This window comes from Pirellulales bacterium, from assembly GCA_035656635.1.
GTDB lineage: Bacteria > Planctomycetota > Planctomycetia > Pirellulales > JADZDJ01 > DATJYL01.
Map to the genome: position 1 here is coordinate 1 of DASRSD010000188.1, position 16875 is coordinate 16875.

The window sequence follows — 16875 nt, forward strand, 5'->3', positions numbered from 1 at the left end:
GGTTCACTATCGAAAGGGTTCGCTGTTGGAGTACAATGGCGTTTACCTAGCGGAAGGTCCTTGGCCAGCCAAGGCGTATTTCGATGCCAAACGCCGTGCCCGGGCGCGCGATGCCGGCTTGTACTTAGATTACGGCTTCTCGCGGCCAGCGGTGTTCAGCACCGGACCGTTCCCGCAATTCCAGAATTCCGATGGCACCGCGGGCCACGCCGGTGGCCAGCCGGTCGAAGCAGCCGGCGAGGGAATTTCGACACCAGCGCCGCAGCCCGAAATGGTGCCGAACAAGCAGGAACTGCCGGCTCCGATGCCCGGTCCGGCGGCTACTCGCCCCGGATCGCGGTATTCGCCGGTCGGCAATAATCCAACTCCTGCTGCCGCAGTGCCTGGCGTTGGAGTGGCTGGCCAGCCGGAAGGCCCTCGCAGTACCTTGAAAGTAAGCAGTGTTTTGCCCAGCGCTAGCTTGAAAAATACTGGCGCAACGGGCAGTATACAAAAGAATACAATGTTGCCGGCAAGCACGGCCAAGAACGTTTTGATCGATAACCAAATTCGTCAGGCCAGTGGAGAGGCCCCGTTCGATTGGGGCGATTTATCGCTAAATTCCCACACCACTAACACTAGTTCCAGCAACGGCGGATGGAAATCGACTGGCACCGATGAATCTGACGCGACTTCAACGACTTCTACGAATGATCAGCCTGCTTCAGGCTGGAAAAGGGCACAACGTTGATTCGTTGGCAGTTCATTGCAACATTGGCCGACGGACAGTATTTCGCGATCTTGATGTGCTGCGCCAAGCCGGCGTGCCGCTGAAGCACGACGATGAATTTCAGGTCTATCACCTGGCAGACACATACTTTCTGCCTCCTACTAAATTCACCATCAGCGAAGCCTTGGCGGTTTTGGTTTTGTGCCACGAGTTGGGCGATGTCCGCAAAATGCCTTTCCTAGCGCCCGCCCACACTGCCGCCCTGAAATTGGAAGGCAGTTTGCCCGCTGCCTTGCGTAAGCAATTGCACGGCATGGCGGACGCAGTGCGCATTCAGCTGCACCAACTCAGCCCTGTAGCAGATAAAGTTCCCTATTATGAAGGGCTAATCGATGCCATAACGAATCGTCGTTGCGTCCGCATTGACTACGACGACATTAAAGCCAGAATGGCCATTCAAACCCGGCTTTCTCCTTATCGATTGTTTTTTAGCAAGCACGCCTGGTATGTGGTCGGCCGCTCGAGCCTTCACCGCTCGGTGCGGACATTTAACATGAAGCGTTTTCTTCGTATGGAGCCGACGGCAGATCACTACCAAATTCCCCGCAACTTTTCGCTCGAGCGGTATTTCGGGAATGCTTGGCACTTGATTCCAGAGCGCGGCCCAGAGTATGAGGTGTGCGTTCAATTCTCGCCCATGGTAGCGCCCAATGTAGGCTCTGTCAGGTGGCACAAAACGCAACGCTTGGAGTGGAAGGAGGATGGTACATTAAAGTTTTTCGCCAAGGTGAAAGGCTTGAAGGAAATCTGTTGGTGGATTTTGGGATACGGCAAAGAAGCTCAGGTTCTTCAGCCGCCGCAGTTGCAAAAGCTAATTGTCGAACACGCCAAACGGGTGCTGACAACCTACGATTGGTAAACCTTCGCCAAGCAATCGGCCCACGATCACGCACATTCGTTATCCGCGCTTAGGCTGGTTTCATTTCATGTTTTTTTCTTTCGACGGAATCGACGGCGGCGGCAAATCGACGCAAATGCAGTTGTTTTGCAATTGGCTGCGCGGGCTGGGGCACACGGTGGTCCAGTGCCGCGATCCTGGAGCAACACCGTTGGGCGAAGCGGTCCGCAATCTGCTTCTTAATCGCCAGGACTTAAGTATCAGCCGCATGAGCGAAATGCTGCTGTACATGGCCGCTCGGGCACAACTTGTAGAGGAAGTTATTCAACCGGCGCTAGCAGCCGGCAGCATCGTTGTGTCCGATCGTTACTTGCTGGCCAATGTCGTTTATCAGGGGCATGCCGGTGGGCTGGAAGTACCTGAGCTATGGGAAATTGGCCAGTTCATTACGCGCGGGTTGGAACCCGATCTCACATTCCTGCTCGATATGCCTCCGACCGCTGCCCACGGCCGCATTCAGCGTGAGCTAGACCGCATGGAGCAATCCGGCGACGCCTTCCGCCAACGTCTGCGCGCTGGTTTTCTAGCGGAAGCTGCTCGCCGGCCTGAGCAAATTGTCGTCGTCGACGCAAACCGTCCCATTGAGCAAGTGCAGGCCGACATCCGTTGCGCCGCGGAAAAAGTGCTGAAATAGAAGAGGTGCGAGGGACGAGGTGGAAGACGCGAGGTAAGGGCAGATTCAATGCACTCATCTCTCGCCCCTAACCCTCTCGAGACGATTCGCACATCCTCCCTCTTCCTGCACTTGACGGACTGTATATTTTTCTCGACCCTAAGCATTGCAATTATTCTCTTAGCCACCCTCATCCCTCGCCTCTAACCCCTTATCACTGACTCCGCATGATCGTTACTGTCGATGGACCCGCTGGCGCTGGAAAGAGCACCGCGGCCCGCGCCCTGGCGTTACGGTTAGGCTTCCGATTGCTAAACACCGGCGCTATGTACCGGGCCGTAGCATTGGCGGCAATCCGCTCGGGTCTAAATTGGAACGATGCTTCTGGACTGGCGGAACTAGCGCGGCGACTGAAAATTGGGCTTGCGCCTGACCGCGTGATGCTTGATGGCCAGGACATAACTCTCGAAATTCGTAGTTCGCAAATTACCGAGGTCACGCATTACGCTGCCAATAATCCGCAGGTTCGCGAGCATCTCGTTCAATTGCAACGAAAGGCAGCTGGCAACGACGACATTGTGGCCGAAGGGCGCGACCAAGGCACGGTGGTGTTTCCGCATGCCCAGTGCAAAATTTTTCTTACCGCGAGTCCCGAGGAACGCGCCCACCGGCGTTTGCTCGATCTCCAAGCTCGCGGCGAAGCAATCTCTTTGGACGAAGTACTCCGCCAGCAGCAAGAGCGTGACCGCAGCGACAGTTCCCGAGCCATTGGTCCGCTGGTACCCGCCACCGACGCCATCCGCTTCTCGACAGACGGTTTAAGCGAAAACGAAGTTGTCGACCGGCTTGAAGCCATCGTGCGATCTAAAATGCAACACTGAATCAGCCAAACGATTAACTTAGCCATGCCCCAGCGTTCTCTTTCTAAACGCCTTTGGTACGATTTCCTGCGCGTCCTGTGCCGCGTGGTGGGCGTGACTTTCTTTCGCATTCGGGTGTTCAATCGGCAGTGTATTCCACGAACCGGCAGCGCGCTGGTCGTGTCAAATCATCAAAGCCATTTCGATCCAATCTTGGTTGGCCTATCGTGTGATCGCCGGTTGAATTATGTGGCTCGCCAAACGCTATTCGGCTTTGCGCCGTTTCGCTGGCTCATCAATTCGCTGGATGCAATTCCCATCGATCGCGAAGGGACCGGCTTGGGTGGCCTGAAAGAAAGTTTGCGTCGTCTCAAAGCGGGCGAAATGCTGCTCATTTTTCCAGAAGGCACTCGTACCCCCGATGGCGAAGTCGGTCATCTGAAATCTGGTTTTTTGGCGCTGGCTCGCCGCTCGAAAGTGCCACTTTTGCCAGTAGCAATTGATGGCGCTTACGACGCCTGGCCCAAGCGTCATAGGCTACCAGGCTTAGCTGTCATCCACGTTCGATTTGCCCAGCCCTTCTCGCCCGAGGAAGTCGCCCAGTTCGACGATGTGTCGCTTTTGGCCGAAGTCGACCGTCGCATCCGCGACTGCCATGTATTTACTCGACGAATTCGGCTGAGAGCTGTCTGCCACAAAGCACGGTGAACCATGCAGTATGAGCTTTCGTTTCATTTGAAAATCGAAGATGCAACTATATTAACTGCAATGACTTACAATTTTTGCATTTTCTCCTGAACCTTTTCGGCCGATACGGTCTCTTAGTGGAGCCGAGTCGTCTTCGCGCTTCGGCAGGGCAGGGTTAAGCTCGAAAATTCGAAAATTTCTCGAACTTGACACCTGACGCCGCACAAGCGACAGTTGAATGCAGGTTCTGTTTTTCTCTCCAACCGCGCCCATGCGCAGGAGTAGGTCATGAATCGCTCGTTAAACGCCATCGCGAATCGCATTGTTTTTGCCAACCGCAAAAACCGCGTCGATATTCGCAAGGCGAAAACGAACGACCATACGTCGCTCCATGCGCGCACCGTACATGCGTTCTATTGCCTGTACGGTAGTTTGCGCGGATTGCTGGGCGCAGGTACGCAAAAGCGTACTCGTACCACGGCATGGCAAACCGAATGTTCCACGGCCCGTTGGTCGTGGATGTCGGGGATGCAGCCGTGCCCAGTGGTACGGCGCCGGTCACCGGCAGTCGTCGTAGTGGCGTAACTCAACGTTCGCCACGGGCCAAAAAGCCCGACATCACGACGAAACCCGCCTGGTGACGGCTCCCTAAGCGGCCGCCACTGGCTGCTTGCCGTAACTGGGCTTCCCGACTAACGGCCACTCGCTTTCAAGCGTTTGGCAACCGCTAGCTCGGTTTTCCCGGAGAGAACCAATCATGAACACGATCACATACGAACCGAACACTTACGAATCGAATACCACCGCAGAACTTGTGGACCTCGTACTGGCCGCCCAGGATGGCGATCGCGCCGCCTTCGGCCAGCTGTGCGTCCGGTTCGAACGCATGGTGTACAGCATCGCGCTAGTGCGGTTGGGCAATCATGCCGAAGCGCAGGAGCTGTGCCAGGAAGTGTTCATTCACGCTCTGGAAAAGCTCAATCAGCTCCGCGAACCGGAATGTTTCGGCGGCTGGTTGCGGTCGATGGCTGGACGGATGGCCATTAACCGGGCTATGCGCCGGCAGCCGCTGATCACCGCCGAGGCCGAAACGTTGGAGGGTTCTGCCGTAGAGCGGCACACTCCGCTCGATCGAGCTTTGGCCGGCGAACGGCAGCGGCAAGTGCGGGCTGCGTTGAAGCGGCTCAAGCTGATGGACCGTGAAACACTCGTGGCGTTTTACGTCAAGGGTCATTCGTTAGTCGAAATGAGCGATCGCTTTGATTCCCCCGTCGGCACGATCAAGCGCCGGCTGCATGTGGCCCGCAAGCGGTTGGCCAAGGAACTTTCGGCGATAGCGCCATAAATGTAACGATTGCGTTTTGACCGGGTGACTTCCCCCATGTGCCCCGCGTGGATGGTGCTTTCGAGTGCTTTCCGCGCGGGGCCTCTTATTTGTCGGCTGAATCGTTTCGGCTCACAATCGCGCCAATTGCCAGCGCCACCCATCCAGCGATAAATGCCGCGCCGCCGGCTGGCACAATAAACCAAGGAAGTTTCATGTCGAGCAGCACGGCCGTCTCCAAGCTGGCAGAAAAGAGTAATGTGCCAAATGCGAAGAAAAACGCGGAAATGTCCAAGCACTTACAAGTCGCATGCAGGCCCATTAAACCCACCAGAATCAATCCGATTGCATGCATTGCCTGATAGCGCACCGCCACGTCAAAATTGTGCATCGCGTGTTCGATATCGGCCGGATCCATGCCTCGGGCGTCTAGCAGCTTGATTAAACCGTGGGCATGAAATGCGCCCCAGCCCACCGCTGCGGCGGCTGACAAAGCGCCCAAAACAATCCAGATGCGTGGCGACATGGTGATGAAAGAGCAAGATGGGGCAGGGATAAGCAAATGACGGCTACGGCAATAATAGCTTAGCAAATACAAATAACCAATGACGAAGCCACCAATGACCACTGAAGCAGCAGATTTCACTCGCTATTTGGAGGGCATTGCGCAAAAAAGCCGCCGGCAGTCGCACATCAGTCACGACCACCGGCGGCTCGGGGGGAATTTTGGTTTACGGACCGTACCTCCGCTGGGAAGACTCCCAAGACAGTGGCTTTCTATGGCGACGGCGGCCCTATTAAGTTTTCCTCTTCTTCCTCTTCAATAATAATGCGCGGCGTGACCATCATCATCAGGCTGCTAGTGGTCCGCCCAATGCCTGTATTGCGAAATAGGCGGTTAATGTAGGGCAACTTGCTAAGCACTGGCACGCCTTCCTCAACTCGCCCTTCGCTTAATCGCTTAATGCCGCCCAACAGCACCGTGCCACCGTCCGGCACACTGACCGTGGTCGTGACAGTGACAAACGAGAATTGGGGCAATTGCACCGTGGTAGCAGCGCTGGATGAATCATTTTCACTGCTGTTGGCAGTACTTTGGTCGGTGCTATTTTTTGCTTCCGATGATTTTTGTGTCGATGAACTCGACCCGGTAAACGTGAACGTGTTGACCTGGCCAATGTTGCTAAAGAACGGCACCACAGTCAGACGAACAAACCGTCGATCATTCGAGACGACCGCCTGCACCGTCAGCGATGTACCTTCGGATAGCACCACAATCACCGGCTGTTGTGCGGCGGCAAAATCACCTACGACTGGAATAACGCTCGTGACGAATGGCACCTGCGTGGTATCGCTGACCGTGGCTTGCTGGCCGTTGAATAATGTTACTTTGGGCGCTTGCATTACGTTGCTGCGGTTGTCGCCTTGCGCCGCCTGCACCACAAAAAACGCTTGAATATCGCTAAGGATGGCAAAGCCAAAAGTGGCCGCCGAACCAGCATCAAACGTCCCGGGAAACGGCGGTAATGTCGAACCAAAACTGCCTTGGCGGAACTGAACGTCCTGAAACTGCGTGATCGCTCCGGTAGGATCCAAGCCAACTACGGCACTGGGCTGCACCGGGCCGAACGACGGGGGCGCCGTAATCGTCGAAGGCACCGGATTGGGCACCGTCGTGTTGGTTGGAATATTAAATTGGAAGTTCACGCCGATACGTTCGAAGAAATCATCGTCGAGCGTGATGAACCGCACTTCAATGGTCACTTGCAAATCTTCCAATTTGCGGAGTTGCGCCAGCAGGTCGGCAATTTGCTCATGCACTTCCTGAGTTTGGCTCACGACCAAGCTCAAGTTGGTATCGTAGCCTTGAATCGTGCCGGGACCGCCCATCTCTGACCAGCTTTGTGGAGCGATGGTGGAAGTGATCAGGTCGATAAGCGTGTCGAAATCGGCCTGCGCGCCCCCTTTCATGCCTCCAGGGCCAAACGGAATATTTTGCGGCGATCCTGACTGCGATTGCCCGCTGCCGCTCATCGGAAAAGGAATGCCGCGCGTGCTCATTTGCTGGCTCAACACCGTCGAGCTAATGCCACCGTTGCTGGCAGGCTCATTGACCGCCAGTGCAGGCGATGGAGCACCAAAGCCGCCGCCCGCTGCGCCGCCCCATCCCATGCGTGCCATGGCCTCGCGGAAAGCACCGTTAATGCCTTCCTGGCCAGTGGGCGCGAAATTCGGGATGCGAATAACCAAATCGCCGACCGAGTAGGTTTGCGTATATACTTGCCCACGCTTGACATCAATGGTCGTAATTTTCAGCACTTCGTCGCTAATGATGTAGGTTAGCCGCAAGGGATCCAGAATCAACTTAAGTGCGCTTTTCAACGAAATATCTTGGCTCAAATCAATGCTAATAGGCGTGTCGCTTTGCACGCCCTCCGCTTGCAATCCTTGCGGATCAAGGAAGGTTGGAACTTGCGCAATTTTGCCCAGTTTGTCGATGACTTCCGACAACGGAATTTTATCGAATCTCACCGCCACCGGAGTGCTCAGACGCTGCTCGATATCCTGTTCCTTGGCCGAACGACGGTGGAATTCTTGCTTCCGCCGCGCCGGACTGATGCTGAGCTCATGCCATTTTTTTGCATCGGGCATTTGGAAATCGCCGGAGAACGGAATCGCCGATTTGTCAACCTCGTTCATCGTCAGCCAAAAGCCGTCTTCTTGCGAGTCCTTCACTTGCTGATTGATCGCCACGCGCGAAACCATCTTCGACATCACCTGCAGTTGCACGACAACCGGATCATCTGGATCGAGTTCGGTGGCTCGCTTGGCGACCACTTGTGCTTCGGCGTACCGTTGTTCGTCCAAAAGCTTGTTAAAATCTTTGACCAATGCCAAAACTTTTTCCTGCGTCTCAAGTTTTTCCTTGCGGGTGCGGTCGACATCTTGCTGCACCTGCCGATTCTTTTCTTCCTGTTCAATTTCCGGCGCGTTGGCGGCGATGTATTGCTGCAAATCGTGAATACTTAAATCCAACCGACGCAACATTTGCTCCTTCGCGGGCGCATCTAGCCCATTCACCGAGGCCACCATTTCGCGAGTGCGTTGCAGTAATTCCAGCGCTTGCTTGGGTTGTTTTTCGCGCATGTCGCGAGCCAAGGTTTGTTGCCGGGTTACTTCCGCAGCCACTTGGCGCGAAAGCGTAGCACTGGAAACCGTCACACCATCCAAGGGTGTTGCCGGTGCAGCAATCGGCGGAGCAGCGGATGTCGAGGCCATCAATGTTCCTGATGCCAGCGCAGCGGGTGGTAGGCCGCCGTTCTGCGGAGCCGCTCCAACGATAGGGCTAAGGGTTTGCGGATGGTCGAGCGAATTTGCCGAATTACTGGCTGGTAAGTTGCGAGTCGGATCTTGGTCGGGGTTATACAAGGCTTGAATTCCCGGATAGCGGTTCTCGGCTGTCGGTGCCGTCCCACCAACCGGCACGGCTTCATACGTTCCGGCCTGGATTACTCCGTTGGCCCCCTCCGCATGGCCACCACCCGGGGCAATTCCACTTCGTTTAGCGCGTTCAATATCCAACAGCACCAGTGTCGGCCGATCTTCATTCACCGAAAACGCCGTGTCAGGAGCCAGCATTTCGGCTTGGCGTGCAATCAGTTCCGCGGTAGCCAAATCACCCCGCGCCATAGCAGCCCGCGCCTGCTTGGCCATATCGATCGCGCCTTGTTTGTTTATTGTTCCGGCAGAAACTGCCGGCATGGTCGCTGGATTCATCGGCAAAGCAGGCGCCGCTGCTAAGCTTGCTTGAGGAGGCAATTCTAAAATGCCTGCGGTGTGCATGCCGGTAGAAATTCGATCCAACAACTGCTCCGGCCGGGGCTCAAACGGAGTGTAATTGATTGCCAAGCGCTGCACTTCAAGAGCCAACCGTTTGGCTTCGTCATACTCATGCCACCGCAACAACCCCTCTGCTTGCTCCATAAGCACTTCAGCGCGCAATCGACGGGCGGTTTCTGAATCTGCGGCGGTTATGTTGGGAGGAACTTTTTTGGTTTTGACAATCAGCGCTTCAACTTTTGCGGGGCTGTCGTCCAGTGCGCTGTAGCTCACGCCCAAGCCCTGGGCCTGATTCACTTTGATTTCGGCATTGCGAAGATCGTTCTGCGCCAACAACCGTCGTGCCTCCAGCAACAAATTATCGCTTTGAATTTTGACGGCGTTTTGATTTTGTGCAGCGGCATCTTCCAGGCGCGGCTGGACTGGAGGCAATGTATTGCTAGTTGGAGGCAAAACATTATTGACGTCGGCGATGACATTCGCTCTCGTTGGACCTCCAATTTCCCACGGATTGGAATCATCCGCAGAACCCCGTCCTGAATTAATCAAGCTGTTAGGTGCAATTGCCAACCCGAGGCCTGCAGGCAATGGTGCGGCTGCAGCGCCAGGCATTTGTAGGCCGACCGGGGGTGAGCTATTGGCTGGGTTGATAGAGTTTGAGGCCGGCAATTTGCTAACCGGATTACCCGCCCAAGGCGAACTTTGTGAATTCGGCACGCCCGCGGGACGTGCGCTTGGACCTGGCGCCGGCAATATAGTGGGTTGCGAAGCTGCCATCCCACGCGAGATTGGTTGCAAGTTCTGTGTGGCCGTTGGCGGCGATTGCGAGCCACCGGTGGAGGGCAGCGGCAAACTGGGCGTTTTGGCCGCTCGATCGGCCGTTCCGTCGAGAGCCTTTCCTGCGGCGTTGGCAGTGCCCTGGTTAACGGCATTAGATTTTTGAGTGTTTCCACTCCCGGAATTGGTGGCATCGGGTTTGGCATTCAACGATTCGGTATTCATCAACGACGGGTGGCCGAGAAATGGATCTTTCGGTCCCGTCGTTTGTGATTTGGCCATCGGCTTTTGGCCGCTGTGATCCGTGCCTACGGCTTTTTCCCCGAGCAGGCGGTCAAGATCGGCGCGGGCTTTTTTGGGCGTATCGCCAATATGCAGCGGCAGATATTTGGGCTGCAAAGCTTCGGCACGCGAAATTTTAGAGTCCGCAATTTCGTAATTTCCCTCCGTCATTGCCGCACGCGCTTCGCGCAACAATTCATCGGCTTGGGCGGTGGCGGAGCGGCCATCGTCTCCCAAACTGGCGGCGCCGAGCAATAGCGGCAAAGCCGATTGAACCCCGGCCCAACCACAGACGGGCGACAAGCAAATTATCGCCAGCAAAATCGCGATAAGTTTGGACGTGAGTTTATACACACGATCCTCCATGATCGATTCCCCTCGAGAGCCTGAACAGGCACGAACGACGAAAAGCATTTACACGGTCGCGTCTGGCACAATTTGCGTCGGGAACGAATCGGTAAGCTTGGCCTTTGCGAACGCTCCGACCGGTTTCACTAGTTTTCGTTCTACGTCGGCGCAATCGTGCCGACGAGGCTTACCGGCGGCAAAAAAATGCCGGCCGGGAAAACCGCAGACGAGGGCGGGATAAATACCGGCTGGAAAATGACCGGTCAAGCCCAACTCGAACGATTGAACAAAAAAATCGCCTGCCTGCTGCTAGCAAATGCACGTCACGGACCTACTTCTGGCCCTTTGGCGTGCCAGGTCCCGGTGGACCTTTGCCTGCCCCGGGATTGCCCAAGCGATTACCTCCATAAGGCGTACCAGGACCAGGTCGACCATGCTCGTTGCCAGGCCGAGGAACGAGAGGAGTCTCGGCGCCGGGCGATTGCGCCATATCCGCTGGCGGCTTGGACCGCTCGAGGTAATCGTCAAGCATCAGCTTATCTGCCGCACGGCTCGCGTTGTAAACGCGTCCAGAACTGTCCATCAGCAACAATTCGGTAGCCTCTTTCAATTTGCCGTCGCCCAGCGGCTTGTCGTTACGCGCATCGAGCAAAATGGTTTGATTGGTGTCGATGTTAAGTTTGTCGGCCTTACGAACCTGTTCGGACGACATATCGAGCACCTTGTCAACATCCCCATCGTGCACATAGATAAGTCCGCCCAGGGGTATATCTGCAATATCCTTTACCACTTCGATCCATGTGTCCGAATTGGCCGGCGTCGCGCCAGATGGCAATTCAGCTGCGGAGGTTTTGGCATACGCCAGCAGATTTATCCTGGCTTTCACGTCCGCAGGCCGGTTACCGATTAAGCTATCGGCCAGAACATGAAATGTCGCTGGAACAGCAACCGGCGGCGTTTCCACCCAAGACGACCAGTCGGTGAATTTTTTCCCTACGCTGCCGGCTTGGATTGCCTTTGGATCCAAGCAATCTTCCCGCAACGCGTAATTAGGATTGTATAGCAGCAGTTGAATTCTGTATCGGTAAGTTTTGCCGGGTTCCGCCGTCAGATCGACAAAGCGAAACAACTTGTAGGGATCAACGTATAAGTCGCCTTGTTGCATTCCTCCCATCATGCCCACGCCGGGACCGCGAATTCCGCCGCCGGGACCTGCAATGGGAACCTGTGGCATGCGCACCGGCGGTACCACACCATGTTCCATGCCTGGCAGCATTCGCCCGCCACGACCTGGCGTGAGGGTGTCCAAATTCCCATTTTGATTCGCATCCGGTTGATTTTCGGGAACAGCGGCGCCGGCCGAATTCAGTTTTACTTTGGGATGCGCGGCTTCCAGGCCCCAATTCTTCAAAAACAAAGGAGGCAATGGCCAAGTGGTATAAAATAGCTGGTCGCCGAATTGCGCGGGCTCGAAGATGTCGTCAGGATGCACAATTTCAGGAGACTGTGTCGCCCACTTCTCCAAATCTTTCTTGACCTCCGAGTTCACAATATTCGTCTTGGACAAAATCGGCGTCCAACTGCGGGCAGCATCTTTGGCGTCTTTGACTTCAGATCGCTCGATCAGAAAACAAAAATAATGCGGCAATTCCGGTTGGCCAGGCGGCGGCGACGGGATTAAGGGTTGCTTCTTGCCATCTGTGTCGGGAAAGCCCGGCACCGCGGCTTCGAATTTGCGGCGATATTCGTCTACCTCTTTTTCCACCGGAACAGCGCCGGTAATAATCACGTAGGATTTTGGTTGGGGATCTGAGCCCGGCGCACGAACGCCGGCGATCACACTGTTTTGGTCAAATCGCGATTGCGCTCCTCCCATGCCTCCATAAGCGCCGCCTACTCCTGGCCCGTGAACGGCGCCGCCGGGGCCAGCAACTCCAGCACCGGGCCCCGCCACCCCCGGACCACCAACTCCAGGGCCAGCAACGGCCGGACCAATTGTTCCAGCAGCCGCCGGCGCAGCAACAGCTTCCTGCTTGTAAGGGACAAGGCCGCTTCCAGCGGCAATTTGCAGTTCCTCGACCGGGTATATTTCTGGATCAACCCGTTTGATTAACTCCGGAAACAAAGGTGGATCCCATTCATGCGGATCGTGAAGCGGCTGGCCGGAAATGGGCCGCATGAATTCGTCGATCCGATCTTTGTAATGCGTTTGCAACAAGCCCATTTCGTTGCGATGCGCCGTCCAGGTGGGCGACTGAATGGTCGATACCACCTGGCTGCTTTCGTGTTTGATGGCGTCAGGCGATTTGCTGTCGTCCAACGGTTTGGCGGTAATCGTCGAGTATAGAAACAGCAAAAAGATGATCACGGTCAGGCCGAGAACGATCTTCTCGCCATTACCTAGAAAAAAACGTTTCATTCCGTCGGCGTTGAGGCTGATTTTTGCTTTCATTGGAACACCTTTGGTTCCTCATGAGTTTTGTGTGCTAAGTGATTGCTTCGGCAGCGTGCTGCTACCCTCGGGAGTTATGGATTGGGAGGTGCTGCTCCCGTCGCTGGCGGCGCAGCAGGCTCAGTTCCAGCGGGCGGAGTCGCCGGAGCAGGCGTTGTGGTTGGGCCTGGAGCGGTTGTCGTCGGTGCAGGAGATGCTGGAGACTCAGGCGTGCTTGTTGTCGTCGGTCCTGTGGCGGCTGGCGCGGTTTCGGCTGGCGCTCCCGGGGTTGGCGCTGTTGGGATTGGCGCTCCGGCAGCTGTGGCATCTCCACTGGCTGCGGCAACGGGCAGTTTTTGTGGATCAACCGGACGAATCAAATAAACAACTCCACGGATTTCCACGGTCACAAAGCGATCTTGCTGCGTCGTACTGGCAGCAGCGGCTGCATGATCGCTGCCTCGGCCAGGCCCTAAAATTGCCGGCCCCGAATGAGCAAAACCTCCTCCGCCACCACCATTGACATGTTCGGGATTGATTCGCACTTGCTGTACTTCCATGGGCAGCACTGAATTGCGAAATGCCACCAGCAAGCGGTCGATGGAACGGCTATCCATTTTGAGGAGTAAGCGGAACGGCATCAGCCGATACTCGCCAGTGTCGGCATCGACTTCTTCTTTTGTCAGCGGAGTGCCGTCGGCCTTGACGTAACGACGGCTTTTAAGCAAATCGTCGGGATTGATCTCTGCACTGGCCCCTCCGAAGCCGCGACTAGATAATTCTCGTTTCCCGCGAGATTTGGGGTCCAGCCGGATATTGCTGCTATCGCCCGGCGCCCCGGGGCTGGTTGGCGCGGGCCCTGCCGTCGGGGCGCTGGTGCCTAGCGACTCCACGCGATTTTGCCCGGCACCGCCCGGCGAATCTTCCACGGCGTTGTAGGCAATGTCCAGGGCGTTTATTTCTGTGATATGGGCATCTTGCCTTCCGTTCGTCCCCTCATTCACGGACTTAATCACATTGCACAGCGCGCGATATACCCACAATTCTTCCTGCGCGTATTTGACGAGCAATGTCGAGGGGCGTTCGGTCCATTCGAACGATTGCCCAATTTCTTGCTGCGATGCCGTCGACCAATCGACTTTATGATCCGGTCCGCCGCCGCCGGGCGCACCTGCCCCGGGACCAAAAATGCCTAGAACACCCGCGAAGCCTCCGCCATTGCCAGCTTGGCCGGCCGGCTCGGCGTCCACGATTGCCGGAAGCTGTTCAACCAATTGCTTCACACGCCGCTGATAATACTCGCGCAAATTGCGAGGCAACTCTGCTTGTGGATCGTCCAACCGTGCGGCAGCATCGAGAAAATCGGCGCTTAAAACGTCTTTGGGCCACACGAAGATTTTTTCTTTTTGTTCCTTGTATAAAGCAGCCCAGGCGTCTCGAACGTCCGCAGCCACTGCAGCCGTCTCTTTTTTAATTCCGTCCGGCCAGTCATCGTGCGGCCCCTGGGAATCAACTCCTCGCAAGCTTGAGAATACGCCATTGATGGCTTGGCTATCTTGATCGAATTGCGCCTTCAATTTTCCGCTGGCCAAATACCATGCCAGCACGCCGGCAAACGCGGATACTGCGCACAGAATCCAAAAGTGATGCTTGCGGGCGATTTCGAGGTATTGCTTGACTTTATCCATTGGAATGCTGATCTGATGGTTATCTGCTGAATGTGCCCGCACTTGTGCTTTATCTAACTGACCTGCCGGGCATCACACTTCTTATCCGGCCGGCGCTGCGGCAACTTTCGGTTGTTCCTGTTCGGGTGTTTTTTGTTTTTCTGCGGTAAGACGATTTTTTTGCCGTTGCAAATACGGAGTTGGCTTCCAGATGAATTCAATCACGAAGGGGAACTCCGGCACTTCCTGTGACACCGCTTTGGCCGCTGCTGCCGCAGCGGCGTTGGCCCCCATTCCTGGACCGGACGGTCCTGTAACCACGCCGCCATTGCCCGGAATATTCGGATCGGTAACAGTGGTCATGATGGTATTGGTTTGGGTGCTGACAAGCACTGGCATGTCGATTCCCAAATCCTTGGTCGAAAGCAAAATGGGCCGGCCCTTGTCGTCGACGTCGGCCAACTGAATGTCGTTCTTTTCGCGCAGTTGCTTGAGCAACGTTCCACGGACATATTCGGCCGCACTATTTTGATCGTCGCTATGGTTGTGGTAATGGTGCGCCTTAATCATCACGATCCACCCGCTATTGCCCGAGGCGTCAAGCAGCCCGTTGCCGCTGGAATCCACAACAGCCGCTGGCGCCGCAGTCCCATCGGGAGCAGGAGTGGCTGCGGGAGGTCCGCCAGCAGGAGCTGGCGCGGGGGCGGCTGGCGGGGCGCCTCCGGCATTAGGGTCGGGCTGGGCGGCGTCGGGCGGCGCGGCTGCGGCTTTCGGTTTTTCATCGGTGGGCATCAATTGCTGCGCCGCGGCAATCCAATCGGTCAGATCAGAGCGTTTTTCGCAGTCGATGGAATCCACGTAAATAATGTTGCGCTTATCAATTTCGGGCGGCGGTTTTCCGTCATCTTTGGGCAGGCAATCGTTCACTGCTTTTAGCAATTCCGCCCATACCACACGGTGATCGCCAATAGCCGATAATCGCTGGCCGACAGTCTGCACCTTGTCGTAGCTGTTGGGGTCGTCTTCTTTGGCGGCTTTAAAAGCAGTTCCCGCTGCGCTGGCCATGGCGGTAGCGCTTTTCGCGGCGCTAAAGGCTGGCTGGTAAGCATCAAGTTGGGCTGAATTCCATTCGCGCCACCGGGCCAAGTAGCCGAAGGTGCAACCCAACAACAGCATTGCGACCGCCACAACCGCCCAGGGCTTTTTGGCGCGGATCATGCGATCTTTAACAATTTCGCGCGGCAACAAATTAGTGCTTAATCTGGAGAGTCCCAGGCCTTGCACGCACAAGCCGTAGCAGGCGCCGAACGAAAGGAAGTTATCTTTGAACGCTGGCGAAGAAGTCACCGCGGAACCACTGAGTTGTCGGTAGCCATCCAATTCCGCCACTTCCAAACCGAGATTTTGCGCGAGGTATTTGTGCAAGCCACGGAGCTTCATCGCATTCCCTAGCGGAATAACGCGTCCCAATTTGGCGGTGCGATCTAAGTTTTGAAAGAAGCTCAAAGAGCGCTGCACTTCTTCCAAAAGTTCGCCAAAGACCGGCCGCATGGCCTGAAATACGGCCTTAGGGTCTTCGGCCTTCATGGCGTTCCGCTTCAAATGCTCCGCCTTGGCAAACGTCAGCTTCATTTGCTTGGTCAGCGCTTTGGTGAAATTGTTTCCACCCAGGTTCACGGTGCGCTGCCAAACGCGGTAACCGTTGGTGACCACCAGGTCCGACATGCCCGCGCCCAACGACATCACAATCACGCTCGGCGGCGGGTCTTCCGGATTGTATTGCTCGACCGGCGGAATATCCGGCATTTGGTCGAACGTGACAAAGTTGTACAACGCCACGGGCGTGAGCTGTACAATTTCCACTTCAATGCCGGCATCGGTAAATGGTCTTAGCGCGCGATTCACTTGATCGCGCTTCATGGCAAACAAGCCAACTTCGGTTTCCAGCGCAAAGCCTTCCTCCACGCTGCCGCCCGCCATTTGCTGGTAGTCCCACACCACATCTTCCAGCGCAAAAGGAATTTGCTGCCGGGCTTCATATTTGACAATGTCGGGGACCTTTTTCGATTCCACCGGCGGCAATTTGATGAACCGCGCCAAGCCGCTTTGGCCGGAAACGGAAATTGCCACCTTCATCCCCTTGACCGTGTTGCGCGACAGGAACGTCTCCAGCGCCTCCTTCATCAACTCGGCGGGATTGGCGTCGGGCTGGCCGAGAATTTTCGGATATTCGATAAAATCGAACGCTTCGGCGACAATTTTTCCCGGCTCGTCGCCGGCGCGGCAAAGCAAAGCCTTGAGCGCACATTGCCCCAGGTCGATTCCCCAAATAGACCCCGTCTTCGCCATGTGAATGTCCCTCGAACTCTGTTCCGCTTA

Annotated in this window: 12 protein-coding genes; 7 read left to right on the forward strand and 5 right to left on the reverse strand. The window is 55.9% G+C overall.

Features of this window, described 5'->3' with window-relative positions:
• The 7 genes from VFE46_20030 to VFE46_20060 all read left to right on the forward strand — a co-directional run.
• The coding region (locus tag VFE46_20030; protein HZZ30298.1) for a hypothetical protein at nucleotides 1–730 on the forward strand (730 nt) is incomplete at its 5' end.
• Nucleotides 690–1628 carry a WYL domain-containing protein gene (locus VFE46_20035; GenBank protein ID HZZ30299.1) on the forward strand — a complete coding sequence of 313 codons (939 nt, stop codon included), beginning with the start codon at nucleotides 690–692 and terminating at the stop codon, nucleotides 1626–1628. The genes VFE46_20030 and VFE46_20035, both read left to right, overlap by 41 nt.
• 67 nt (nucleotides 1629–1695) lie before the next feature.
• Nucleotides 1696–2301 carry a dTMP kinase gene (gene tmk, locus VFE46_20040; protein ID HZZ30300.1) on the forward strand — a complete coding sequence of 202 codons (606 nt, stop codon included), beginning with the start codon at nucleotides 1696–1698 and terminating at the stop codon, nucleotides 2299–2301.
• 206 nt (nucleotides 2302–2507) lie between these two features.
• Nucleotides 2508–3161 carry a (d)CMP kinase gene (cmk, locus tag VFE46_20045; protein HZZ30301.1) on the forward strand — a complete coding sequence of 218 codons (654 nt, stop codon included), beginning with the start codon at nucleotides 2508–2510 and terminating at the stop codon, nucleotides 3159–3161.
• A gap of 24 nt (nucleotides 3162–3185) precedes the next feature.
• Complete coding sequence (locus VFE46_20050) at nucleotides 3186–3848, forward strand: lysophospholipid acyltransferase family protein (GenBank protein HZZ30302.1); 663 nt, start codon at nucleotides 3186–3188, stop codon at nucleotides 3846–3848.
• Between the two features lie 267 nt (nucleotides 3849–4115).
• The gene (locus VFE46_20055; protein HZZ30303.1) at nucleotides 4116–4412 is read left to right on the forward strand and encodes a hypothetical protein; all 297 of its coding nucleotides are present in this window, start codon (nucleotides 4116–4118) and stop codon (nucleotides 4410–4412) included.
• Nucleotides 4413–4584: 172 nt separating this feature from the next.
• Nucleotides 4585–5172: a sigma-70 family RNA polymerase sigma factor gene (locus VFE46_20060; GenBank protein ID HZZ30304.1), complete on the forward strand. Its 588-nt coding sequence runs from the start codon at nucleotides 4585–4587 to the stop codon at nucleotides 5170–5172.
• Between the two features lie 85 nt (nucleotides 5173–5257).
• Here the strand turns inward: VFE46_20060 and VFE46_20065 are convergent, their stop codons facing one another.
• From VFE46_20065 to pilM, 5 genes are all read right to left on the reverse strand, one after another.
• The gene (locus tag VFE46_20065; GenBank protein HZZ30305.1) at nucleotides 5258–5677 is read right to left on the reverse strand and encodes a DUF423 domain-containing protein; all 420 of its coding nucleotides are present in this window, start codon (nucleotides 5675–5677) and stop codon (nucleotides 5258–5260) included.
• A 251-nt stretch (nucleotides 5678–5928) separates the two neighbouring features.
• On the reverse strand, nucleotides 5929–10416 hold the full coding sequence (locus VFE46_20070) for a hypothetical protein (GenBank protein ID HZZ30306.1): 4488 nt from the start codon (nucleotides 10414–10416) through the stop codon (nucleotides 5929–5931).
• 313 nt (nucleotides 10417–10729) lie between these two features.
• Nucleotides 10730–12850, reverse strand: a complete 2121-nt coding sequence (locus tag VFE46_20075) for a hypothetical protein (GenBank protein ID HZZ30307.1) — start codon at nucleotides 12848–12850, stop codon at nucleotides 10730–10732.
• A 74-nt stretch (nucleotides 12851–12924) separates the two neighbouring features.
• On the reverse strand, nucleotides 12925–14517 hold the full coding sequence (locus VFE46_20080; GenBank protein HZZ30308.1) for a hypothetical protein: 1593 nt from the start codon (nucleotides 14515–14517) through the stop codon (nucleotides 12925–12927).
• Between the two features lie 81 nt (nucleotides 14518–14598).
• A complete protein-coding gene (pilM, locus tag VFE46_20085; protein ID HZZ30309.1) occupies nucleotides 14599–16845 on the reverse strand; it encodes a type IV pilus assembly protein PilM in 2247 nt (748 codons plus the stop codon).
• Nucleotides 16846–16875 lie beyond the last annotated feature (30 nt).